The 20743-nt window shown below is 48.5% G+C and carries 10 protein-coding genes and 1 pseudogene; 10 read left to right on the forward strand and 1 reads right to left on the reverse strand.

Translation table 11 applies throughout. The annotated features are described in order from the left end of the window. Positions 1 to 71 precede the first annotated feature (71 nt). Both ACZ45G_RS03225 and ACZ45G_RS03230 read left to right on the forward strand, forming a co-directional pair. Complete coding sequence (locus tag ACZ45G_RS03225; RefSeq protein WP_464175229.1) at positions 72 to 10184, forward strand: hypothetical protein; 10113 nt, start codon at positions 72 to 74, stop codon at positions 10182 to 10184. A gap of 5 nt (positions 10185 to 10189) precedes the next feature. Further along, entirely contained in the window at positions 10190 to 12199 is a 2010-nt protein-coding gene (locus ACZ45G_RS03230; RefSeq protein WP_464175230.1) for a hypothetical protein, read from the forward strand. Between the two features lie 65 nt (positions 12200 to 12264). Here the strand turns inward: ACZ45G_RS03230 and ACZ45G_RS03235 are convergent, their stop codons facing one another. Then, positions 12265 to 13104 (reverse strand): amidohydrolase family protein, encoded by an 840-nt coding sequence (locus ACZ45G_RS03235; protein ID WP_464175231.1) that lies wholly within the window; start codon positions 13102 to 13104, stop codon positions 12265 to 12267. Positions 13105 to 13213: 109 nt separating this feature from the next. Between ACZ45G_RS03235 and ACZ45G_RS03240 the strand changes: the two genes are divergently transcribed. The 8 genes and pseudogenes from ACZ45G_RS03240 (at position 13214) to dksA (ending at position 20734) form a co-directional block, all read left to right on the forward strand. Then, positions 13214 to 13870: a precorrin-2 dehydrogenase/sirohydrochlorin ferrochelatase family protein gene (locus ACZ45G_RS03240; protein WP_464175232.1), complete on the forward strand. Its 657-nt coding sequence runs from the start codon at positions 13214 to 13216 to the stop codon at positions 13868 to 13870. After that, on the forward strand, positions 13871 to 14725 hold the full coding sequence (gene ccsA, locus ACZ45G_RS03245; RefSeq protein WP_464175233.1) for a cytochrome c biogenesis protein CcsA: 855 nt from the start codon (positions 13871 to 13873) through the stop codon (positions 14723 to 14725). It begins immediately after the preceding gene. Positions 14726 to 14735: 10 nt separating this feature from the next. Further along, a complete protein-coding gene (gene hemA, locus ACZ45G_RS03250; protein ID WP_464175234.1) occupies positions 14736 to 16016 on the forward strand; it encodes a glutamyl-tRNA reductase in 1281 nt (426 codons plus the stop codon). A gap of 107 nt (positions 16017 to 16123) precedes the next feature. Further along, complete coding sequence (locus ACZ45G_RS03255; protein WP_464175235.1) at positions 16124 to 17194, forward strand: extracellular solute-binding protein; 1071 nt, start codon at positions 16124 to 16126, stop codon at positions 17192 to 17194. Positions 17195 to 17358: 164 nt separating this feature from the next. After that, entirely contained in the window at positions 17359 to 18480 is a 1122-nt protein-coding gene (locus ACZ45G_RS03260) for an ABC transporter ATP-binding protein (protein ID WP_464175236.1), read from the forward strand. After that, positions 18477 to 19331, forward strand: a complete 855-nt coding sequence (locus ACZ45G_RS03265) for an ABC transporter permease (RefSeq protein ID WP_464175237.1) — start codon at positions 18477 to 18479, stop codon at positions 19329 to 19331. Before ACZ45G_RS03260 ends, ACZ45G_RS03265 begins: the two co-directional genes overlap by 4 nt. Beyond that, positions 19328 to 20182: an ABC transporter permease gene (locus tag ACZ45G_RS03270; RefSeq protein ID WP_464175239.1), complete on the forward strand. Its 855-nt coding sequence runs from the start codon at positions 19328 to 19330 to the stop codon at positions 20180 to 20182. Before ACZ45G_RS03265 ends, ACZ45G_RS03270 begins: the two co-directional genes overlap by 4 nt. A gap of 190 nt (positions 20183 to 20372) precedes the next feature. Continuing rightward, positions 20373 to 20734, forward strand: a pseudogene (gene dksA, locus ACZ45G_RS03275) (RNA polymerase-binding protein DksA). Positions 20735 to 20743: the final 9 nt, after the last annotated feature.

The following is a 20743-nucleotide window of genomic DNA, read 5'->3' on the forward strand; positions in this document are numbered from 1 at the left end:
TACTTGATGTACTTGTATTTTTTCCGGCAGCTGCAGGAAAAAATGATTTTTCCCTTTATAAGGACATTTTGATGACGATTAGAAATGAGTCTAAAATACGAACCATTGCACACCTTTCTATTCTTTTTCTGATTTTGATCTTTTTCTTGGGTATTTTTGTCGCCCACGCCTCTTGGTATGACGGTGATGACTTGGGTTATCTGGACCTGGTCACAGTTAACGGCACCTTGTTTGAAGACCTTGATTCCCGTGAAATCGTTTTTTACGCTGAAGATTTGCGGGATCGGGACGGCCAGGTGGAGATTAAGGGTATTCTTGAAAGTGAGCGCAAAGACCTTAAACCCTCTGATCTGTTGGTCCAGATATCTCTCAACGGGGGTAAGTCCTGGCAGGATGCCAAGGGGGATAGTCGCTGGTCCTACACGTTTCGACCTAAAATTGATTCCGCCTATGACTTGTCCATTCAGGTGGTACGGCGTGATGGTAGAATTGAATTTTTTGATGATTCGCCACTGGGTACTTATTCAACGGCTGATCGTCTTACACCGTATCAACTGGGTGACTTTGTTCTCCACACTGGGGTGGCTGCGGTTGAAAATCGTTTGAACGGGGAGGCCACTTTGGCCTTAGGCTGGCTGGCACAGTTCGTTCCGGACGCTCTTAAAAAACCTGGCACTGATGAGCTGCTTTTGACGGTCTCTGATCTCGAGATTGACGGCACGACCATTATTAATGGTTCGGTGGTTTTTGAGCCTGATTTCAGTTTCAGCTACGGTGATGCAAGTTTCAGCCTCACCAACCTGACGTTTACTAAGGATGGCGCATCAGCGACGGGTTCCTTGACGCTGCCGACCCTCGTAATCCCTTCTGCACCTGAAATTTCTTTTACCCACCTTAATTTTTCACCCACTGCCATTAATTATACCCTGCCCCTTGTGAAGGCTACGGATCCTGTCCAGAATTTTGAAATCCTTTCCGGAACCTATGGGGTGAGTCTGGCACTCAGTGCCTTATCGGTAAATATTAATACTGCAAATCAAACGCCCATAAGCCTCGCCAATCTTGATGGCTCGATACTCCTTGGCTCCGGTTATGGCGGCATCACCATTCCGAACTTACAACTGGTTGAAAACCACATATCTTATGGGACAAAGGCGGTTGCGGATGCTGCCGCCGCAGCGCAAACAACGGCTTCGGATGTTGCTGGAATAGCCCAGAATCTGGACGGTAAAATAACCATCCCCAATACCGATTTTTGTATCAGTAATCTGGGCGGCTCGATCAATTTGCAGGATAAATCTGTAACCATGTCGGGAGCGTTTGATTTTCCGGCTGAGTTTGGGGGCGGTTCGGTTTCCCTGCCGGCGGACAAGCCTTTGATCCTTTCGGCCTCTGGTATTTCCACTGCCGGGCAGCTTGTTTTTGATCTTGGCACACCGCCAACCTTCAGCCTTTCAGGTTTCCCATTAGCGCTTTCGGCCCTGGTCTTGAATTTAAACAATAATATTCCATCCGGTTCTTTGGCTGGAGAGGTAACCCTTACCAATTTTGGTGATGTGAAACTGGATATGCAAGCGGATATCGATGCATCCGGCTTGTCTGGCCTTCGTGTGGCTGCTATGCCGGAAGGCGGAACCCGTTCGGTGGATGTCGGCGGTTTTGCAACACTTAGCTTGAGCTCTGTTGTTCTCTCCTATGAAAACAGCAGTTTTGAAGTTGAGCTGGATGGTGCTATCACCCCAACGAATGATCTGTTGACCTCCATAAACGGGATTGGTGAGCAGCTCGTCTTTACCGGTCTGTCCATCCGTCCTGACGCCATCGCTTTGGCCTCTGATTTAGAGGGATGGCACGATGTTACAGGCGCTAGTGCAGGTTTTGAAGGGGCCGTGGTCCAACTCAAAAAATATGGTCTTGGTGTTGACAATAATCTCTTTTGGCTGGGTCTTAGGGGGCAAGCTTCCCTTGGTGGGAGCAGCGCTAGTGCCACGGCTAAAATTTTTCATGATGGGTCCACTGCCATTGAAGGCATTGATCTCACCAATATCTATTTTTCCCTGGGCGACTTTTTCCTTAAGGTGGGAAGAGATGCCATTGCAGAGGGCGGGGCCATTGCCAATAATACCCAAGGTTATATTGGCGGATTACCCCAGGTCTTGATTGATGAACTTCCTGCGGGTGCATTGAATGAGGCGCAAGAGTTGGTTGTTCAGCTCCAAAATTTTCAGGTGGATGTGGCCGCTCGTTCCGTGTCACTGGGATCTGTGGGATACACGCCTGCCACACCCCTTAATGTAACGCTGGGGCCGGCAACCCTGACCTTTGCGGGTATTTCTTTCACCACATCCAGTGCTTCCATTGATGGGTCCATCAGTCTTGCGGGTCTTGGACTGCCTGTTAGCGATCTACCCTTTACAGATCTCTACCTCGGGGCAGATGGTATTGCGGGTGAGGTTGATCTCATTGGTGACGCCGGAAGCCGTACCATTAATATTATGGAAGGGGCGTATGGGTTTAGCCTGAATCTGAATGCACTGTCCGTAACGGTTGATACCCGGAAAGCACTGGCCAATATGGTCAGTCTGCAAACCTTTTCAGGGGGGCTTGTCTTTGGCTCCGGTTTTAATAGTCTTGAAATCCCTGATCTTGAACTCCTTGTGGGTAACGCGATCTCCTGGGGTAAGAATACCGCCACAGATGCCCAGGGCTCCCTTGGCCGTTTGACCTTGCCCGGAGACCTGTTTTCCCTGGGAAATCTGGGTGGCTCCCTGGATCTTGAGGAAAAATCTTTGTCCATTGCCGGAACGCTTTATCTGCCTCCCTCCATGGGGTCAGCAAGCCTGACGATTCCTCCTGATAGACCGCTGACATTATCTATTGCCGCTGGTCTGTCCACCAGTGGCCCCCTGGTCTTTGATCCAGAGGATCTTCCCGTCCTGCCCCTTGCCAGTATAGACACCACCCTTACGGCATTGAGCCTTGATGTGAGTCATGGTAATATCTCCGGAGCACTGGCTGGGGATTTGAATTTCAGCCAGTTTGGCGGGTTGCAAATTGCAATAACAGCTAAGATTGATAAGAAGGGTCTGCAGGAATTTAAAATTGATTCAGGTAATCTTGATAAGAGTTTTGATCTGAAAGGATTCGCCACCCTTGGTCTGTCCAAGGTGAGCATAGGCGAAAAGAATGAAAATTTCTATGTGGAGATTGATGGTAATATCACCCCCACCCATGACCTGTTTAAGGAGTATGGGAAGAAGATTGATTTTACCGGGTTACGTATCTTTAAAACAGGAATCAAATTTGCCGGCAATCTGAATGACTGGCATAGTGCAGAGGACGCAACATTTAATGTAAATGCGGCAAAGTTAAGCCTGAAAGAGTATGGGCTTGGGGTGTATCATGGTGCGTTGTGGTTTGGACTCAAAGGCCAGGCCACCTATCTTGATAACGAGATGTCCCTCACCGCCAAAATCTTTCAGGACGGCACCTACGAGATTTCGGATTTCGGTTTTAAGGGGCTGTACCTGGCCCTGGGCGATTTCAGTCTGCGCACCAGCGCTGAAGCCATTGCCGGTAAGATCAGTGGTGCAGGTTCCATCAATGCCGGATTCTTGACCGCCTATTTACCTGAAAATCTCAAAGATCCTCTCACCGGGGAATTACAGGTTGAATTTAGCGATCTTGGTGTTGACCTTAAAAATAAAACCATTACCTCGGGCAGGGTGACCCTTCCTTTCAGGCGACCCCTCACCCCAAATTTTGGCATTTTTTCGGCGGTGATTCGCTCGGTGAGTTTTGGCTTTGATGGTGCGTCGGTTGATGGGGATTTCAGCATCGAGAAGCTGGCGGATATTGATCTGCCCAAGCCACCATCCGGCATTAGTTTTGCGGATATTGAGCTCTCCCCGGATGGTTTTATGGGGTCGGCTTCCTATCGGGCCAAGGCCAATCCTGTAAAGATCCCTGTCCTCACAGGAGAATATGGTATTGAGCTCCTCCTGAGTGAGTTAACCGTTGCCGTTGATACCACGGCAACCAATGTTCTTGATAAAATTCGTCTCACCGATCTTGATGGTGCCATTAAACTGGGGTCTGCCTACAAAATGGCTGCGCCTGTCACCCAGCTGCGGATGCTTGCCGATAAGGGTATCACCTGGGGGGCTGCCAGTCTTACCGATTTAAGTGAGGCGGCACAAAAAGAGGCCGAGCGTCTGCAATCGGGCCTTTCCTTTGCCATCCCTGGAACCTCCTTTAATGTGGATAACCTCAACGGCCGCCTTTATCTCAATGACAAGCGGATGGCGGTCTGGGGTAAAATTCAGCTGCCATCTGATCTTGGTGGTGGCTCTGTGGGTATAACCCAGGCAAACGCTCTGGTGCTGTCGGCCGCAGGTGTCTCCACCACGGGTGAGGTTGATGTTGATTTGGGCAGCCTGGGCCGTGATATAAAGGTTGCTGGCTTTGGTGCTGACATCACCTCTTTCTCCTTTGGGGTGACGGCCAATACCATTTCCGGTTCCATTGCCGGTGATATTAAACTTTCCATGTTTGATAATCTGTCCATTGGCGTCCTTGTTGCTTTGGGGAATAAGGGGATTAGCAAGCTTAGCGTAACAGCGGATGAGATTAATAAGCCGTTGACCATTGGTGGTTTTGCCACCCTGACCCTGGACGCCATTGCCATTGGCGGCGGCTTTGGTGATGAACCCTTCTTTGTCGATCTTGATGGTAATCTGGCCCTGGAAAATGAGGCCATTGCGGACCTGCCCCAGACCTTTGATTTTGACGGGTTAAAGATTTACAAGAATGCGTTGCAACTGGCGGATGCCGGACTCGGCGGTATGCGAGATATTCCCAACGCCACCATTGCCATTAATAATTCCATGTCCATGTTGCTCAGCCAATATGGTTTTGGGGTAACGGATAATCGTTTCTGGATCGCTCTCGCCGGTGGTGTCAATATTGCCGGGCAGGAGGTTACAGCGACAGCCAAACTCTATCATAATTCACCCCATTTTGAGTTGGCGTCTTTTGGTGCTGATAATCTTACCATTGCCATTGGTGATTTTTCCCTGCGCAGCTCCATTGCCTTTTCCAATGAGGCAGGTTTTGAGGCGGAAGGCGGTCTGCATCTTGGTGCCCTTATGGACGCCATCCCTGCGGAGGGCTATAAAAATTCCCTTGGCGAGTTACCGGTCACCATAAAAAATGTGCAATTTGATCTTTCAGATCTGAGCAATCCGAAATTGCTCAGTGGTGCCATTGTCTTTGCTCCGAATGCGCCTATTCCACTGAACACGCAATACTTCAATGCTTCGGTTGACGGGTTTGAGGTCGGTATGGCAGGTGGTGCTCCCTACGGCAAGGTGCGTGGCGGAACCATCAGTTTTAATGCGGTGGGTGCACTTCCCGCACTGGAAGGGGTTTCCATAACGAATCTTGGTCTTACAGGCGGCGGTTTGCAGGGGTCGGTGAATTGGTCGGGCTCCAAAACCGTCCATGTATTTGAAGATGATAATTATGGCGTTGATGCGGTTCTCACCCGCATTTCCATTCTCTTTGATTCCACCCAATCAGAAATTACCAAGATGTTTGTACTCGGCGGTCTTGATGGCAGCCTTGCCTTTGGGGCAGGCTATAAAACCAGCATGGCCCCCGCCATTGATTTTCTTGACGGTGCCTATGGTTTTACCGCAGGCGCGGCCTCAAAACTCACCCTGCCGGGTACGGGTATTGATCTGGGCAACGTCAGTGGTTCCTTTGATTTTGCAGCGGGTACCGTGACGGTGGGTGGCCTCATTGCCATTCCCTATGAAGAGACACAGATTGCCTTTGATGTTGATGCTTTAACCTTCTCTTCCAGTGGGATAGCAGGCGCTGTCACCCTTGAATCTGATGTTGATCTCAGTGACTCCCTTGGCTTTGGGGCGCTTCTCACCCAGGCCTCCCTTGAGTTTAATAATAGCTTTGCCCTCTCGGCGGGAAGTCTTGGCATGGAACTTACGCTTGAAAAATTCTTTAACCTTGCGCTCACGGCCCATTTGACCCTGGATAATGACGGGGTTGATGAATGGGGGCTGGGTGGTGAAACAGGTCAGAAGTTCACTGCGGATGCCGGTTTTGCAAACTTGGAGCTAACCCGGCTCGGGGCGGGGTATGAGTCGGCGGATGGGGGTCTCTATTTTTCCATGGATACCAAGGTTACCATGAATGAAGATGCCGTTTTGTCGGCCTTGCCCGATGATTTAACGCTGTCCGGAATCGAGGTGTATGCCAATACCGTGAAAATTGATAGCGCCAGCGCTTCATCCGAGGTGAACTATACCGTGAGCCTTGCAAGTGTTGACCTGACGCTCAAGGAGATTGGCTTTGGTTATGTGGATGGCGATGGTTTATTTCTTTCAGCAGCAGGGGACTTGAATCTTGCCAGTCTTGCTAAAATTGGTACAGGATTTGAAGTGTACGAGAATAAGGTTGTCTTCACCAAGGAGATGAGCCTTGATATCCATAAACCTGCCTTTGATATGGGGGGGACTTTGGTCCTTGATGATGACCATTTTAAGGCTGGGCTTGCTGTGAAAGTGGCCGGTCTTTTTGAAGGCATGGAAGGACTTTTTGAGGTGGGCAGTGAGGGGGAGGGTGCCGCGTCCTTTGTGTATTGGCAGGTGCAGCTCAAAGTTCCGTCTCGAATACCCCTGAGCCCGCTTCCCCTGACGGTATATTCCGTAGGGGGGGGGATTGCCTATCATATGCTGGTGACCCCGAGTAAAGGGGGTGTGGCCTTTGTTGCCAATCAAGGAACGCTGCTAACCGTAACGGCCCTTGTCGATATCGGTTCCACGGATAATGGTAAGTCGTGGTATGGTGAGTTTTCTCTTTCAGTTGATTCCAACGCCAGAGTTATGCTCGCTGGTGATTCATGGATTATGGAAGGACGCTCTCCAGAGGTCCCCGCCCATATATACGGGACCATTGAACTGGGGGGCAGTCCTGCCATCTTTTCTTTGAAGGCCGGATTAAACTTCAGCAAAGTGGTGAGTGATATGGATGTGGTGGCGGCCAATGGTCAGGTGGACATCCTCTTTGCCCAGAATGATTGGCACATTTATTTTGGCTCTAAAGAAAGTCCATTGAGTGCAACGGTCTTGCATTATTTGGAAGGCCAGGGCTATTTGCAGATTGATCGTCGTGGCCTTGCCATGGGGGTTAAAAAAGAATTCAATCTAAAAGGTAGTGCCTGGATCTTTTACGGACGACTCTATGGGGGGGCCGAAGTTGACCTTGCAGCGGGTGTCTACCCTTTTTATATCGATGCGAAAGGTAAGATCTGGATTGGCCTAGAGGCCGGTGTTCATGTGGCGGGTGACGATTATGAAATCATCAGTGCCTATGCCGAGCTGGGGGGCCAATTTAAGGCACCCCCCATTTATATTGGTCTCCATGGTAAAGCGCGTTACTCCTTTTTATGGGGGACGATTTCCGGCACCTGGGATATGACCTTTACCTATCCTGACAACCCACCACCGGGTATTGCCGATCAAGGCATTGAATCCATACCGCTTATTGCCTATTCGTTGCCCGAAGAAGGCGCAACAGAGGTCAGTCGGGTGGATAGTATCAACATCAATACCACGATTCCCATTGAGGAGCCGTTCAGATATGATGATGGTAACTGGTATGTTCTGATGGTGGAAAAGGTTCAGGGCAGTAACAGCATCGCGGCGACAAGCTATGTCGACCTGACAGACCGGCAGGATGCCTGGGATAACGCGCTTAGATTATATATGGATATGGGGACGGAAGCTGCGCCCTACAGCGTTGCTGGTGGAAAAATAGGGACAACCAAATTGCAGTATACCCCGCAAAATATTTTATACGGGGGGGGGGATTTTGTTTATAAGGCCCGGCTGACCCTGTGTAGATGGGACGGTCCGGAGGGTCATACGGCGTATTCTGAAGAATTTGATATGGCCAAGGTTCGAGAAGAAATAAAACATGAAGATCTGGTTGTTCATTTTGAGACCACTAGGGAGGATATCTCTTTTCGCGAGGGATTATTTGAGGTGTACCCAACCAGTTCGACAACGCCCGTTTACGCGGATACCGATATTTATATGGTTTCCAAAGCGATTCGTGATGGTCAGAACTGGAATTCTTTAATGCAGGAAGCAAATGTTGATTTTCAGGTGGTTGACGCAGCAAATCAAACAATTGCAGGCCATGTGGAAGGCTCCCTGTTGACCTATGATGCGCAGGAAGGATCCATGCGGTATATGAACCGCTTTATTCCTGATGCGCCGTTAAAACCAATACGAATGGTTGAAAATGGCGTTACAGGGGTAAAATTACCAGCAGTCGTGCTTGCTGATGGCAGTTATCAGAATCCATTTACCTATGAAGAACCTCCCGTAGAAGAGGAGTCTGCAGTGACTGCTGTTGTTGGCTCGGGGGCAACTTCTCTTGGGACTCAAAGGACTGCTAAGAGTCGTTCAGCGGGGGCAACTTCTCTTGGGACTCAAAGGACTGCTAAGAGTCGTTCAGCGGGGGCAACTTCTCTTGGGACTCAAAGGGCTGCTAAGAGTCGTTCAGCGGGGGCAACTTCTCTTGGGACTCAAAGGGCTGCTAAGAGTCGTTCAGCGGGGGCAACTTCTCTTGGGACTCAAAGGGCTGCTAAGAGTCGTTCAGCGGGGGCAACTTCTCTTGGGACTCAAAGGGCTGCTAAGAGTCGTTCAGCGGGGGCAACTTCTCTTGGGACTCAAAGGGCTGCTAAGAGTCGTTCAGCGGGGGCAACTTCTCTTGGGACTCAAAGGGCTGCTAAGAGTCGTTCAGCGGGGGCAACTTCTCTTGGGACTCAAAGGGCTGCTAAGAGTCGTTCAGCGGGGGCAACTTCTCTTGGGACTCAAAGGGCTGCTGTGAGTCCTTTAGCAGGGGCAACACCTCTTGGGACTCAAATTGTTGCTGTGAGTCCTTTAGCAGGGGCAACTCCTCTTGGGATTCAAACTGCTGCTAAGAGTCCTTTAGTAGAGGTGGAGAAAGATCGTTTGTCTGGAGGCATTATCTTTACGGACGATGCATATCCAGTACCGTATCATTGGTATTGGAGTGGGGAGCATGTAATTCAAGTGGTTAAAAATGGCGCTGAGCAGGGAAAAGTCTACACTTCCGCCTTCACCATTGAGACGCCTGTAGAAGGTGAAGATGCTGTCCCTTATGACTCCACGGCGGAGGTGATTTCCCAATCGGTGAGTGATCCTCATTTTTATGTGAATTACACCGTGGACCAGGAGGCGTATCGGGCTGATATTGCCCATGTACGGGTTGGAATGGTCTATGATCCTATCATTGATATCTTTTGGGCCAATATGGCAAGAGAACCGGTGCAGTATCCTATTACGGTTGTGGACCGTTCTGGAAACACCCATGTTGAGATGCATGAGCAAAGAGTCTGTGGACAATTTGATTCGCCCAATGATCTTGCCACGGTTGAAGGGGGTGAGGTTGCTGCCATGTATCCTGCAAATTGGGAGGATGTGCGGAATCTTTCCAAGATGGCGCAGTGGTGGATTTACACCTTGGCATTACGCGGCTGTGCTTCCCAGGAGGCGGAATTAGCTGCGGTGCAACAGCAATTTGATGCCTATTCAGAAGCGGCGTTTGTTCGCCATTCTGTGGCAGATTTTAAAACCTTGGAATTTCGATTTACGACACAAGCGCCTGTGAATTGGAATGAAGTTGAGTTTGTGGTTAATGTTGAACCACAATTTAATGGTGGGCTGTCCTTTGGTCAGGGTGGATTTCTTTCAAATATGGCAAAGGCCGCCTCCTCCCATGTCTTTGGCCCGGATGAGTATATTATTCGCAGTCAGACAGGATCGCTTGAGCATCGACTTGAGCTGGTACCCAATGATCGAGATTCGTTTAATGGGAATACTTTTGTGGGGTGGATTGAGTATCATCGTTCGAGGGGGATTTCGCTGAATAATCTTGGGTGGGTTGCCATGTGGGAACGTGCTTTAGAGCAAAATGGTTCCTCTGACGAGGGAGCGGATCAGGAATATAGCCTTGAACGAGGTAAGCCTCTGTATTCCACCGGCTCTATTACAACGTTAAGAACGTCCCGCCCTGCATCCAGTGATCGTACAGATGCGTTACAAGATGCCAATGGCAATTCGATAAGGTGATAACGATGAAAACGATACTACTGAAAACGATACTAGGGTTTTTTCTTGCATGTCTTTTGTTCACAAGCTTTTCCGGGGCTGCCTTTGGCGCCAAAGCGGCGTCTTCCCTTGTTTTTGAAACTAAAAATACAGGGCAAGGGGTGAAGCTTCGGTGGCTGGTTACAGATAGAACCTTTGATTACACCTATGTTCTTTGGCGTGCGCCTGGGGGGCATCTTGATCAAAAAAAGCAGATTGCCCTATTGCAGCGGCTTGATTTTGAGCAGGCGAAAACAGTGCTTAAAGATAATCCGGCGGGTTTGAAGCTGATGTTTCCTTTTGAAACAGCAAAGGATAGAAATGAGTTGAATCAGTCCCTTGCCCAGAATGATAATCGGTTGAGTATGCTCATGTATCTGTCGGTGAGGGAACCTGAGATTGCCAAGGCCCTTGGGCAATATTATGAGGATAAGCCCCCTGTTGATATGAACGCTGTGGTCTACACCCTGGAGGTTTATAGGGGCAAGGATGTTGTATTTACCCAGGAGCGCGGTGTCGATTTAACTCGCCAGCCAGAAATGCCCATGCTCTGGGAGCTTCAGGCCCATCGTTTTGATTGGGGGGTTGGTCTGAAATGGCAGGGCTACGAAGCGTATACCATGTTTAATGTATATCGGTCAGATACCCATGAGGGAACATTTGAGAAAATAAATGGTGCCCCTGTGCAGGTACAGGCCAGCAGGAACGCCAATGGAACAATGAATGTCGCCCCGTATTTTTATTCAGATACCACCCTTAAACCAGGACAAAGGGTTTTTTATAAGGTCAGGGGAGTTGATTTCTTTTCCGATGATGGCCCGTTCACCCTGCCCGTTCTCGGGAAGATCAAGGTTGACCCCCATCCTGCTGTGCTGTTGCGACCAACGGTTGAGGCCAAAGAGACCTTTATTGATATCCATTGGCAACCCGCTTCTGATAAGGATATTCTGGGCTATAATATTTATCGTTCTCAACGATACGAAGGCGCTGATACCAAATTAAATGAGCACTTGGTACAAGGGACTTTTTTTCGGGATACCAGTGTTCAGGTGGATCTTAATTATTTTTATTCCGTCACGGCGGTGAACAAAGGCGGGTATGAATCTTTACGCTCTTTGAATGTCCTGGGGCTTGCAAAAGATAACACTGCCCCCCCGGTGGTGCAAGCGCTTGTGGGCGAGTCGGAGCGAGCTACCATAAAATTACAGTGGGATGGGGTTACAGCAGAGGATCTGCTGGGGTATCGGATCTACCGAACCCTGCGGCCCGATAATATTGATTGGTCCTTGATCAACACCGAAATGGTTGCGGATCCATTCTACGACGATGTCTTGACCAAAAACCTGTCCCGTTATCCCTATTATTACCGGATTACCGCCGTTGATACGCATTATAATGAATCCGCTCCTTCCGAGGTGGTAAAAGTGCAGCTTCCGGATGTCACCCCACCCCGTGCTCCGGGCTTTACCGGTTCTTCGGTGCGTGGGGGAAAAGTCTCTCTCACCTGGAACGATGTGGATGTGTATGACCTTGCCGGCTATCATATTTATAGATCGGTGGCGGGGAAACGGCTGAAAATTACCAGCGAGCTTGTTGTGCTGTCAGCTTTTGTTGATGCCAGTTCTCCCGTTGCAGCAAGCGTTGTCTATGAGGTCACGGCGGTGGATAAATCGGGCAATGAGTCCACTCCCTCAAACCCGCTTAATCTGCAGGTTCGCGACCATCAGGCTCCGACCATCGCCCATTTTACCGCTGTCATGGATAAAAAACGCGTGATGCTGACCGTGATCTCAAAGGATAAGGATCTCGCTGGCTTCGATGTTCTTCGCAGTCGCAACAATCGTGACTTTATCCGAATTAATCGAGATCGGGTTCGTGATTCCACCTATACCGATGTCCATGTTCAAAAGGGCAAACGTTATTTTTACCGGGTTGTTGTCTGGGATCAGTCAGCCAATAAAACCCAGAGTGTGAGTCGGGTCTTGAAAGTACCATAATTCTGGTGTTCACTGACCCGGGACAGGGAGTTGAAGGCGCAAATACCATGCTCCGGCCATGCCGGTTACCCAAAAAGGGCAAGGGCATTCTCGCCCAACACCTGCCGCTTATGGGCCGGTGTCATGGCGGATTTGTCCATGTCTGCGTAATACCGGTCCGGTGTCAGCAGGGGGAAGTCTGTTCCAAATAGCACCTTGTCAATGACATTGGCCTGGATGGCCATATTATAAATTTCAGGGTCATAGAGAAATACCGATGCGGCTGTATCATACCAGATGTTCTTCAGGGTTTCTTTTACCTGTTTTTTCATGACACGGTAGAAAAAAATACCGCCCCCCCAATGGGCCAGGATAATCCTGTTATCGGGAAATGTCCGGGCCAGGGTATCAATCTGCTCAAGGGTTATCGGGGTCTTGCCGGGGTAGGGATGACCAACCGGTTCGTTGGTGTGGATCATACAGGGGCGGTTGCCCTTCTCCCTCAAGGCTGCCATGACAGGTTCCAGAAGTCTGAGGGCCTTTGCATCAATGCCGGAAAGATAAAAGGCAAGTTCACCCACTCCTGACAGTCCCGCGTCAATGCAGCGGACGGCCTCATCGGCTGCCCCTTCCCAGGCCATGTCAAAACAGGCAAGCCCCTTTATCCTGTCCGGATACGCCTGGACAGCTTCCAGAAGCGTATCATTGTTTTTTTTGGCAAGATCCGGGTCTCTCCAAGGGAATCCCGAGACAACGGAAATATTTACCCCATGGATATCCATGGTCTGGATCAGTTCTGATATCGTGGCAATTTTTGCCCTGGGGGAGTCGTAGAGCATTTTGAACTCGGGTTCTTTGGCAAAAAACAGGGACCGGTCGTTTTTTACCGATTCAGGAAAAAGATGGGTATGAGAATCAATTATCATGACGGTACATCCTTAATCATCGGGTGAATAGATATTGAAAAATTATAGTTGGCAATATATACTAAACTTTTTGTTAAAACAAGATACGTGGGCAAGGGCTTAAACAAAGATGAAATATTATCCTATTTTTCTGGATGTAAAAGGACGTGACTGCCTGGTGGTCGGCGGTGGAGAGGTCGGCACCCGGAAAGCCATGGGCCTGTACCGGTCAGGTGCCAGGGTTCGGGTGATCAGCAAAACCTTTTCCCAAAAGCTTGAAACCATGTCTGACATCTGCCTTGCGAGCAAATCCTATGAGCCATCGGATCTTGCCACGGCTTTCCTGGTTTTTGCTGCCACCGACAACAAGGACTTGAACCAGCAGGTTCGAGAAGATGCAACCGCCCGGGGGATTCTTTGCAACGTTGCCGATGCCCCGGACAGATCAGATTTTATTCTCCCTTCGGTTGTGGAAAGAGGGGACCTTGTGTGTGCCGTTTCCACATCCGGTGCAAGCCCGGCCCTGGCCAAAAAAATCCGCAAAGATCTTGAGCAGATGTTGGGTCCGGAATACAAGGACTTTCTTTTGCTCATGGCCAATACCCGGAAAAAATTGCTGGAAGAGGGCCATGACCCCAGCACCCATAAAAAAATCTTTACCGCTCTGGTTGAAAAAAAAATACCTGAGCTGATCGCAGCCAATGATCAAACCCGGATAGATTCGGTTCTCCTTGAACTGTTGGGATCCGGGTATGAATATGAACGCCTTGTACCACAGGAGCAATAAATGGAATTAAATAGTCTCAGCAATCTCAGTAGTGCCAGTAGTATTCTATTGCAAATATCCACCCTGTTATATTTGTTCAGCATGGCAGGGTATCTGTTTTTTTTGTTTGACCAGAGGGACAGAATTCAGAAAATCTCTTTTCACCTGGTGTCAGCAGCCGTGATTGTTCATTTTTTAAGCCTCCTGGTTACGGGGATTGCCGTCCAGGAACTGCCGATCAAAAATATGGCCCAAAGCCTTTCCATGGCAGCCCTGGCATTTGGCGGCATGTTTATATATTTTCAGCATAAATTTAATCTTAAAATTTTGGGTGTTTTTGCTTCCACCCTCTTGTCCATTATGATGCTGGCGGTGATGCTGGTCCCCGACACTCAGGTCGCTTCCAATGAAATTTTGAAAGGATTCTGGTTTGTTGCCCACATCGTCCTGGTTTTTACCGGGGATGCTTCCCTGGGCCTTGCCTGCGGTGCCGGCATTCTTTATCTGATCCAGGAAAGGGGAATACGAACCAAAACCCCGGGGTTCTTCTATAAGCGCCTGCCTTCCCTGGATTTTCTGGACAATGTCAGTTATACCTGCACTACCACAGGGTTTACCCTGCTGACTTTTGGCCTGATCACCGGGTTTATCTATGCAAAATCCATTTGGGGGCGGTTCTGGAATTGGGATTTTAAAGAGGTGTTTTCCATTGGCACCTGGCTGGTTTATGCGGCCCTGCTGCATTTTCGTTTCCATTCCGGGTGGCGGGGCCGAAAATCTGCCATCATGACAATTGTGGGATTTATGATCATCATTTTTACCTTTCTGGGAGTCAATATTTTTCTGGGCGGGCATCACCAGGGATTTACCAAATAGCGAAAAAATTATGCCAAATATCTTTTTAATCGGTGCGAATCATAAAACCGCCCCTGTGGAACTTCGGGAAAAATTGTCCTTCACACAAGAGGAGACCCTTGGGGCCCTTGAATATCTAAAAAATGCTCCCCAGATCAAAGAAGGGCTTGTTTTTTCAACCTGTAACCGGATGGAAATTTTGTACATCCCCGAAGAGGGTGACCAGATTGAGGCCATGATCCAATTTATTTCCGACCATAAAAAAATAGGGATCCCTGAGTTCCGATTTGCTCTGTACATCCATGAAGGTGATGAGGCCATCCGGCACATGTTTCAGGTTTCTTCCAGTCTGGATTCCATGATGGTGGGGGAACCCCAGATTTTGGGGCAGATCAAGAAGGCGTACAAGACGGCTGTAGCAGAAGGGGCCTCCGGGGTAATACTCAATCGGATGATGCATAAATCCTTTTCCGTTGCCAAGCGGGTCAGAAAAGAAACCGGTATCGGGGATAATGCGGTGTCCATCTCCTATGCTGCCATAGAACTTGCCAATAAGATTTTTGGGGATCTTTCCAGCAAAAGCGTATTGCTGCTGGGGGCTGGAGAGATGGCGGAACTGGCCGTGGAGCATTTGATATCCCACAATGTGGACAAGATTGTGGTGGCCAACAGGACCTTTAAGAATGCCCTGGCCCTGGCCCAAAAATTTAATGGCCAGGCGGTCCAGTTCGAAGAAAGGCAATCCGTATTAAAGGATGTGGATATTATTATCAGCTCCACCGGAGCAACGGAATATGTCCTTACCCAGGATCAGGTAAAGCAGGCCATGAAAAAAAGGCAGCACCGAACCCTGTTTTTTATTGATATTGCCGTGCCAAGGGATATTGACCCGAAAATCAACAAGGTGTCCAATGCCTATGTCTATGATATTGATGATTTAACGGGCATTGTTGAAACCAATATTCACCAGCGGGGGCAGGAAACCATCAAGGCCGAGCGGTTTGTGGAGGAGGCGGTATTAAGTTTTAGGAAATGGATGGACAGCCTTTCCATTGTCCCCACCATCAAGGCCATTAACGACAAGATGACCGCCATTGTGGAGTTGGAATTCAATAAAACCATGTCCTCCCTGGGGGGGCATTTGTCCCAGGTTGATATGGAAGCGGTTCGGCGCATGACCCAGGCCATCGCAACAAGGGCCATCCATGATCCCATCAAGTTTTTACGCAATACAGGGGACCACAGGGATGATTCCCTGTATTTGAATGTTACCCGGCAATTGTTTGATTTGGATATTCCGGAAAAGGATTAGAATAGTTTTAAAATAGTTGGATTATGGTTCTCTTTTTTGATAAAATCTGAAAAGCAGTTGTATTACAGACACCGTACTTAATTTAAAATCAGAATGGAGGAAAAAAAATGTTTAAAAAGTATATGGTTTTATTAATGATTATGGTTGCAGGAGCGTGTTTCCTGTCAACTTCAGCATCGGCCCAAACCCTTGAAATTCTTACCTGGAAAGGGTATGCCCCCAAGGTACTTGTTGACAAATTTAAAGCAGAAACAGGGATTGATGTAAAAGTAACCTTTACCAACAATGAGGAGATGATTGCAAAGCTTCGGGCCACCAGGGGAGCAGGTTTTGACCTTGCACAGCCCAGCCAGGACAGAATTTCTTCTGTCCAGGAAAAATATCAAATTTATCAGCCCATTGATGTAACAAAAATAAATGCCGATCAGATTATCACCTCCATGCTGGATGCGGTCCAAAAAAATACCACCGTCAACGGCAAACCCCATGCAATTCCCTTTTGCTGGGGTACCTCGGGTCTGGTTGTCAACCGGAAGCTGGCACCAGCTGTTTCTGACTATACAGATCTTCTCAATGAAGCCTATGCGGGACGGGTAAGCTATCGTCTTAAACGTCCCACATTAATTGCCATGGCCTTTGCCCTGGGAGATGATCCCTTTGCCAAGTATTCAGATGTTAAGGCCTATAAAAAACTCATGGACAAGGTGGGACAAGCCCTCATGGACAACAAACATCTTGTGAAAAATTATTGGGCAAATGGAGATGCCCTGCTCCAGTCCATGCGGTCCAACGAGGTTTATGTGGCCATGGCATGGGATAATGGCGGGTGGAAGCTCCACGGGGAAAATCCGGACATTGACTTTATAGCACCCAAAAGCGGTGCCCTGGGATGGATCGACACCTTTGCCATTCCTGCCAAGGCAAAGAATACCGAGGCTGCTTACAAATGGATTAATTTTATGCTCAAACCTGAAAATGCAGCTATCTTTACAAACCTTGAAAAATACGGCACCGCATCCAAAGGGGCCATTAAATTGACCGATACCAGTGTCAGGGGCAATTTTGAGAGAAGTTTTTCCGATGCCGACATTGATAACATCAAATGGTATCCCCCGGTTCCTGCCAAGCTGGAATCCATTGAAGGCATGGTCCTGGACAAGGTAAAGGCATCAAAATAAAGTAAATCCCCCCCCCATTGCAATAGGGGGGGGATCGTTATAAGCACAATGGCCGGGAGAGCTACGGGGGTTTCCCTCAGGTCTTCCGGTTGATTATTTGCCATGGAGGGGGCTTGGTTAGCCCCAGGGCCATTTTTTTTACTATTATTCAGGTCAGGACTAAAATGCCAACAGATCTTTCAGTTGTTCGGGTGATTAAAAAATTTCAAGAGTTCACAGCCGTTGACAGTGTTTCCTTTGATGTAGAAAAAGGAAAATTTTTTTCAATTTTAGGGCCTTCGGGATGTGGAAAAACCACTCTGTTGCGGATGATATCCGGATTTTTTGAACCCACCAGCGGAACCATTGAGATCAATGGGAAAAAAATGGCCGGGATCCCGCCCAATAAACGGCCGGTCAATCTAATTTTCCAGAACCTAGCTCTCTTTCCCATGATGAATGTGGGAGAAAACATCGCCTTTGGCCTTGAGCGTAGACGGGAAAAACGCCAGGAAATTCAAAGGAAAACGGCCCAAATTCTGGAACGGGTGGGGCTGCCGGGGATTGAGGGAAAAAAGGTGGACCAATTGTCCGGCGGGCAGCGGCAGCGGGTTGCCATTGCCCGGAGTCTGATCCTGGAGCCAGCGGTTCTTCTCCTTGATGAGCCCCTGGGTGCCCTGGACCTGAAACTGCGGGAGCAAATGAAAATTGAGCTCAAAACCCTCCAAACCCAGGTGGGGACCACCTTTGTTTATATTACCCATGACCAGTCAGAAGCCCTTGTCATGTCAGATCATGTGGCGGTGATGAACAAGGGAAAATTTGAACAGGTGGATACCCCGAGAAATTTGTATGCAAAACCGTCCAGCCCATTTGTTGCAAGTTTTGTCGGCGAAAACAACCAATGGGGGGCAAAGGTGACTGCCACTGAAAACCTTCAGGGCCAGCAGGTGGCTTCCATCATGACCCCCGAGGGCCAGGCCTTTAAAGTGGTTATCCAGGGCCGGATTAACTCAGGGGATGATATCGATCTTTTCCTGCGACCCGAATCCATTGTTTTGGAACCAGATCCCGCCATTGAGGCCTTGAATCGGTTTCATATTATTGTAAAATCCATTCTCTTTGATGGTGCAAACAGCAGAATCCTTGCACAATTGCCGGAATCTGACCGGGAAATCCAGATATCCCTTCCCCAGACCCGGCAATTTGATCACATTGAGCCGGGTAACAGGGTTGAGGCGGGATGGAGCCCGGAGTCGGGTATGATGTTTGCCAAACGAGTGGAAAATGAAAAGGTGGCCCTATGAGTCATATCCGTTGGGGGCTTCTTGTTTTTATTACGCCTGTACTGGTCTGGTTGACCCTGCTGATTTTGCTTCCCCAGGTGGATATGTTTATCATGGCCATTCGGGCTGAAGATGAGCTGGGGGTGATGGGGTTTACCCTTGGTAATTTTAAATTGTTTTTCATGGAACCCATTTATTGGAGAACCTTTGCACGAACGGCAACTTTTTCTGTGCTGGTGACTTTTTTGACCTTTCTGATTACCATGCCCGTAGCCTTTTACATCACCAAGGTGGTTTCTCCCAAATTTCAGGGTTTTTTGGCCGTTCTTGTTCTCATGCCCTTTTGGGTCAGTGAGCTTGTCCGGGTTTACGGCTGGATGATCCTCCTGCGGGAAAGCGGCATCATTAACCATTTTTTAATTAAATTCGGCCTCTTGGAACAGCCCATTGAAATGCTCTATAATGATGTGACCATGGTCATGGGGCTTGTCTACACTTCCATGCTGTTCATGCTGGTGCCTCTGTTATCGGCCCTGGAAAGCCTGGACAACAATTTGATTGAAGCGGCCTATGATTTGGGGGGCAATGTCTGGTCCATTGCCAGAAAAATTGTGATCCCCCATTGCCTTCCCGGCATTGTTTCCGGTTCCATTGTGGTGTTCATGCTGACCCTGGGCAATTATCTGACCCCCAATCTTCTGGGGGGGAAAAATGGTCTCTGGTTCACTGAACAGATCTATAATCAGTTTATTGCCAGTTTTAACTGGAATCAGGGGTCTGCCTTTGGGTTCCTGCTGCTGATTCTTTCATCGGGTATTATCTGGCTGGGACTTAAACTGACAAACCAGCGTCTGGGCAAGGTGGCCCAATGATACGAAATATTCCCCAGACCAAAACATATTCCAGGGGCTTCAGGCTCTACGTGATTCTATATTTTGTTTTTCTTTTCGCTCCCTTGGCCGTTACCTGCGTCCTGGCCTTTAACGATTCCATGTTTCCCTCCCTTCCCTGGAAAGGGTTTACCCTGGAATGGTTTACGGGCAATAGCCTGGAAAGAATCGGCATATTTAACGATCAGATCAACCTGGACAGTATATGGGTCAGTTTTAAGGTGGCTTTTTTTGTATCTATCTTGTCCACCTTTGTGGGCACCATGGGGGCCTTTTTATTTGAACAGGAAGACTTTCCCTTTAAATCCCTGCTGTTTTTTTTGATGCTGGCACCCCTTGTCATTCCCGGTGTTATCCTGGGTATTTCCATTCTGCTTTTTTCCAATACCCTGGGGCTTTTTTTTGAAACCCATCTGGGGATTGATGTGGGTCTTTTTCGGCCGGGGTTCTGGCTGGTGGTCCTGGGCCAGTTTTCATTCATCACCACCATTGTAACCCTGATTGTTTCTGCCAGGCTTAAAAAATTTGATCCCACCCTGGAAGAGGCTGCCATGAACCTGGGGGCGACACGATTTGAAACCATTTTGCATATCACCCTGAAATTTTTAAGACCCGCTATTTTGGGGGCCATGGCCGTCTCGTTTCTCATGTCCTTTGAAAATTTTAATACCACTTTGTTTTTGGTGGGTTCCCAGGCAACCCTTCCCATCAACCTGTATCTCCAGGTCCGGGACGGCAGCACCCCTGTGATCAATGCCATCTCTGTTCTCATGATTGGGGGAACTTCATTGCTGGCCCTTGTGAACCTTTATTTTTCCAAGAAGGAAAATTAGGGAGGGGGGGGGGATTCGCATTATTCATTCCAAAATTTTCATGCTCACCTTTATTTTTACTAAAAAGGGATTATTAATTTGCTTGCAAATTCTATAGGAATCAGTGTATTAAATTCTTTACTTTGTCAGATGAGTTGGTATAATAATTGTTTCTGATGTTCGAAGGACATTTAAATGAAGGACGGCGATCATGAAAAAAGAAGACCTGGAATTTTTTAAAAACCTTTTGACCAAAGGCTTGCTGAGCTGCTTTCCCATGCCGATGATACGGTGACCGGGATGACACAACCCAAGGAAAATTTTGCTGATCCCACGGATCGAGCATCCCATGAGGCAGAGAGAAGTTTTGAGCTTCGTATCCGGGACAGGGAACATAAATTAATTAAAAAAATTAAAAAGACCCTGGTTCGTATTGAAAATGGGACCTTTGGGCGATGTGATACCTGTGAAGAAGAAATCTCCATTGAAAGGCTCAAGGCAAGACCGGTTACCACCCAGTGCATTGACTGCAAAACCCGTGAAGAGGATATGGAGAAAGCACTTGGAATCTAATAGGTGCTG

Source organism: Desulfoconvexum algidum (assembly GCF_055382125.1).

Bases quoted from the DNA above. Each gene is read 5' to 3' on its own strand.
- ACZ45G_RS03225 (WP_464175229.1), top strand. From the start codon at position 72: ATGACGATTAGAAATGAGTCTAAAATACGAACCATTGCACACCTTTCT.
- ACZ45G_RS03230 (WP_464175230.1), top strand. From the start codon at position 10,190: ATGAAAACGATACTACTGAAAACGATACTAGGGTTTTTTCTTGCATGT.
- ACZ45G_RS03235 (WP_464175231.1), bottom strand. From the start codon at position 13,104: ATGATAATTGATTCTCATACCCATCTTTTTCCTGAATCGGTAAAAAAC.
- ACZ45G_RS03240 (WP_464175232.1), top strand. From the start codon at position 13,214: ATGAAATATTATCCTATTTTTCTGGATGTAAAAGGACGTGACTGCCTG.
- ccsA (WP_464175233.1), top strand. From the start codon at position 13,871: ATGGAATTAAATAGTCTCAGCAATCTCAGTAGTGCCAGTAGTATTCTA.
- hemA (WP_464175234.1), top strand. From the start codon at position 14,736: ATGCCAAATATCTTTTTAATCGGTGCGAATCATAAAACCGCCCCTGTG.
- ACZ45G_RS03255 (WP_464175235.1), top strand. From the start codon at position 16,124: ATGTTTAAAAAGTATATGGTTTTATTAATGATTATGGTTGCAGGAGCG.
- ACZ45G_RS03260 (WP_464175236.1), top strand. From the start codon at position 17,359: ATGCCAACAGATCTTTCAGTTGTTCGGGTGATTAAAAAATTTCAAGAG.
- ACZ45G_RS03265 (WP_464175237.1), top strand. From the start codon at position 18,477: ATGAGTCATATCCGTTGGGGGCTTCTTGTTTTTATTACGCCTGTACTG.
- ACZ45G_RS03270 (WP_464175239.1), top strand. From the start codon at position 19,328: ATGATACGAAATATTCCCCAGACCAAAACATATTCCAGGGGCTTCAGG.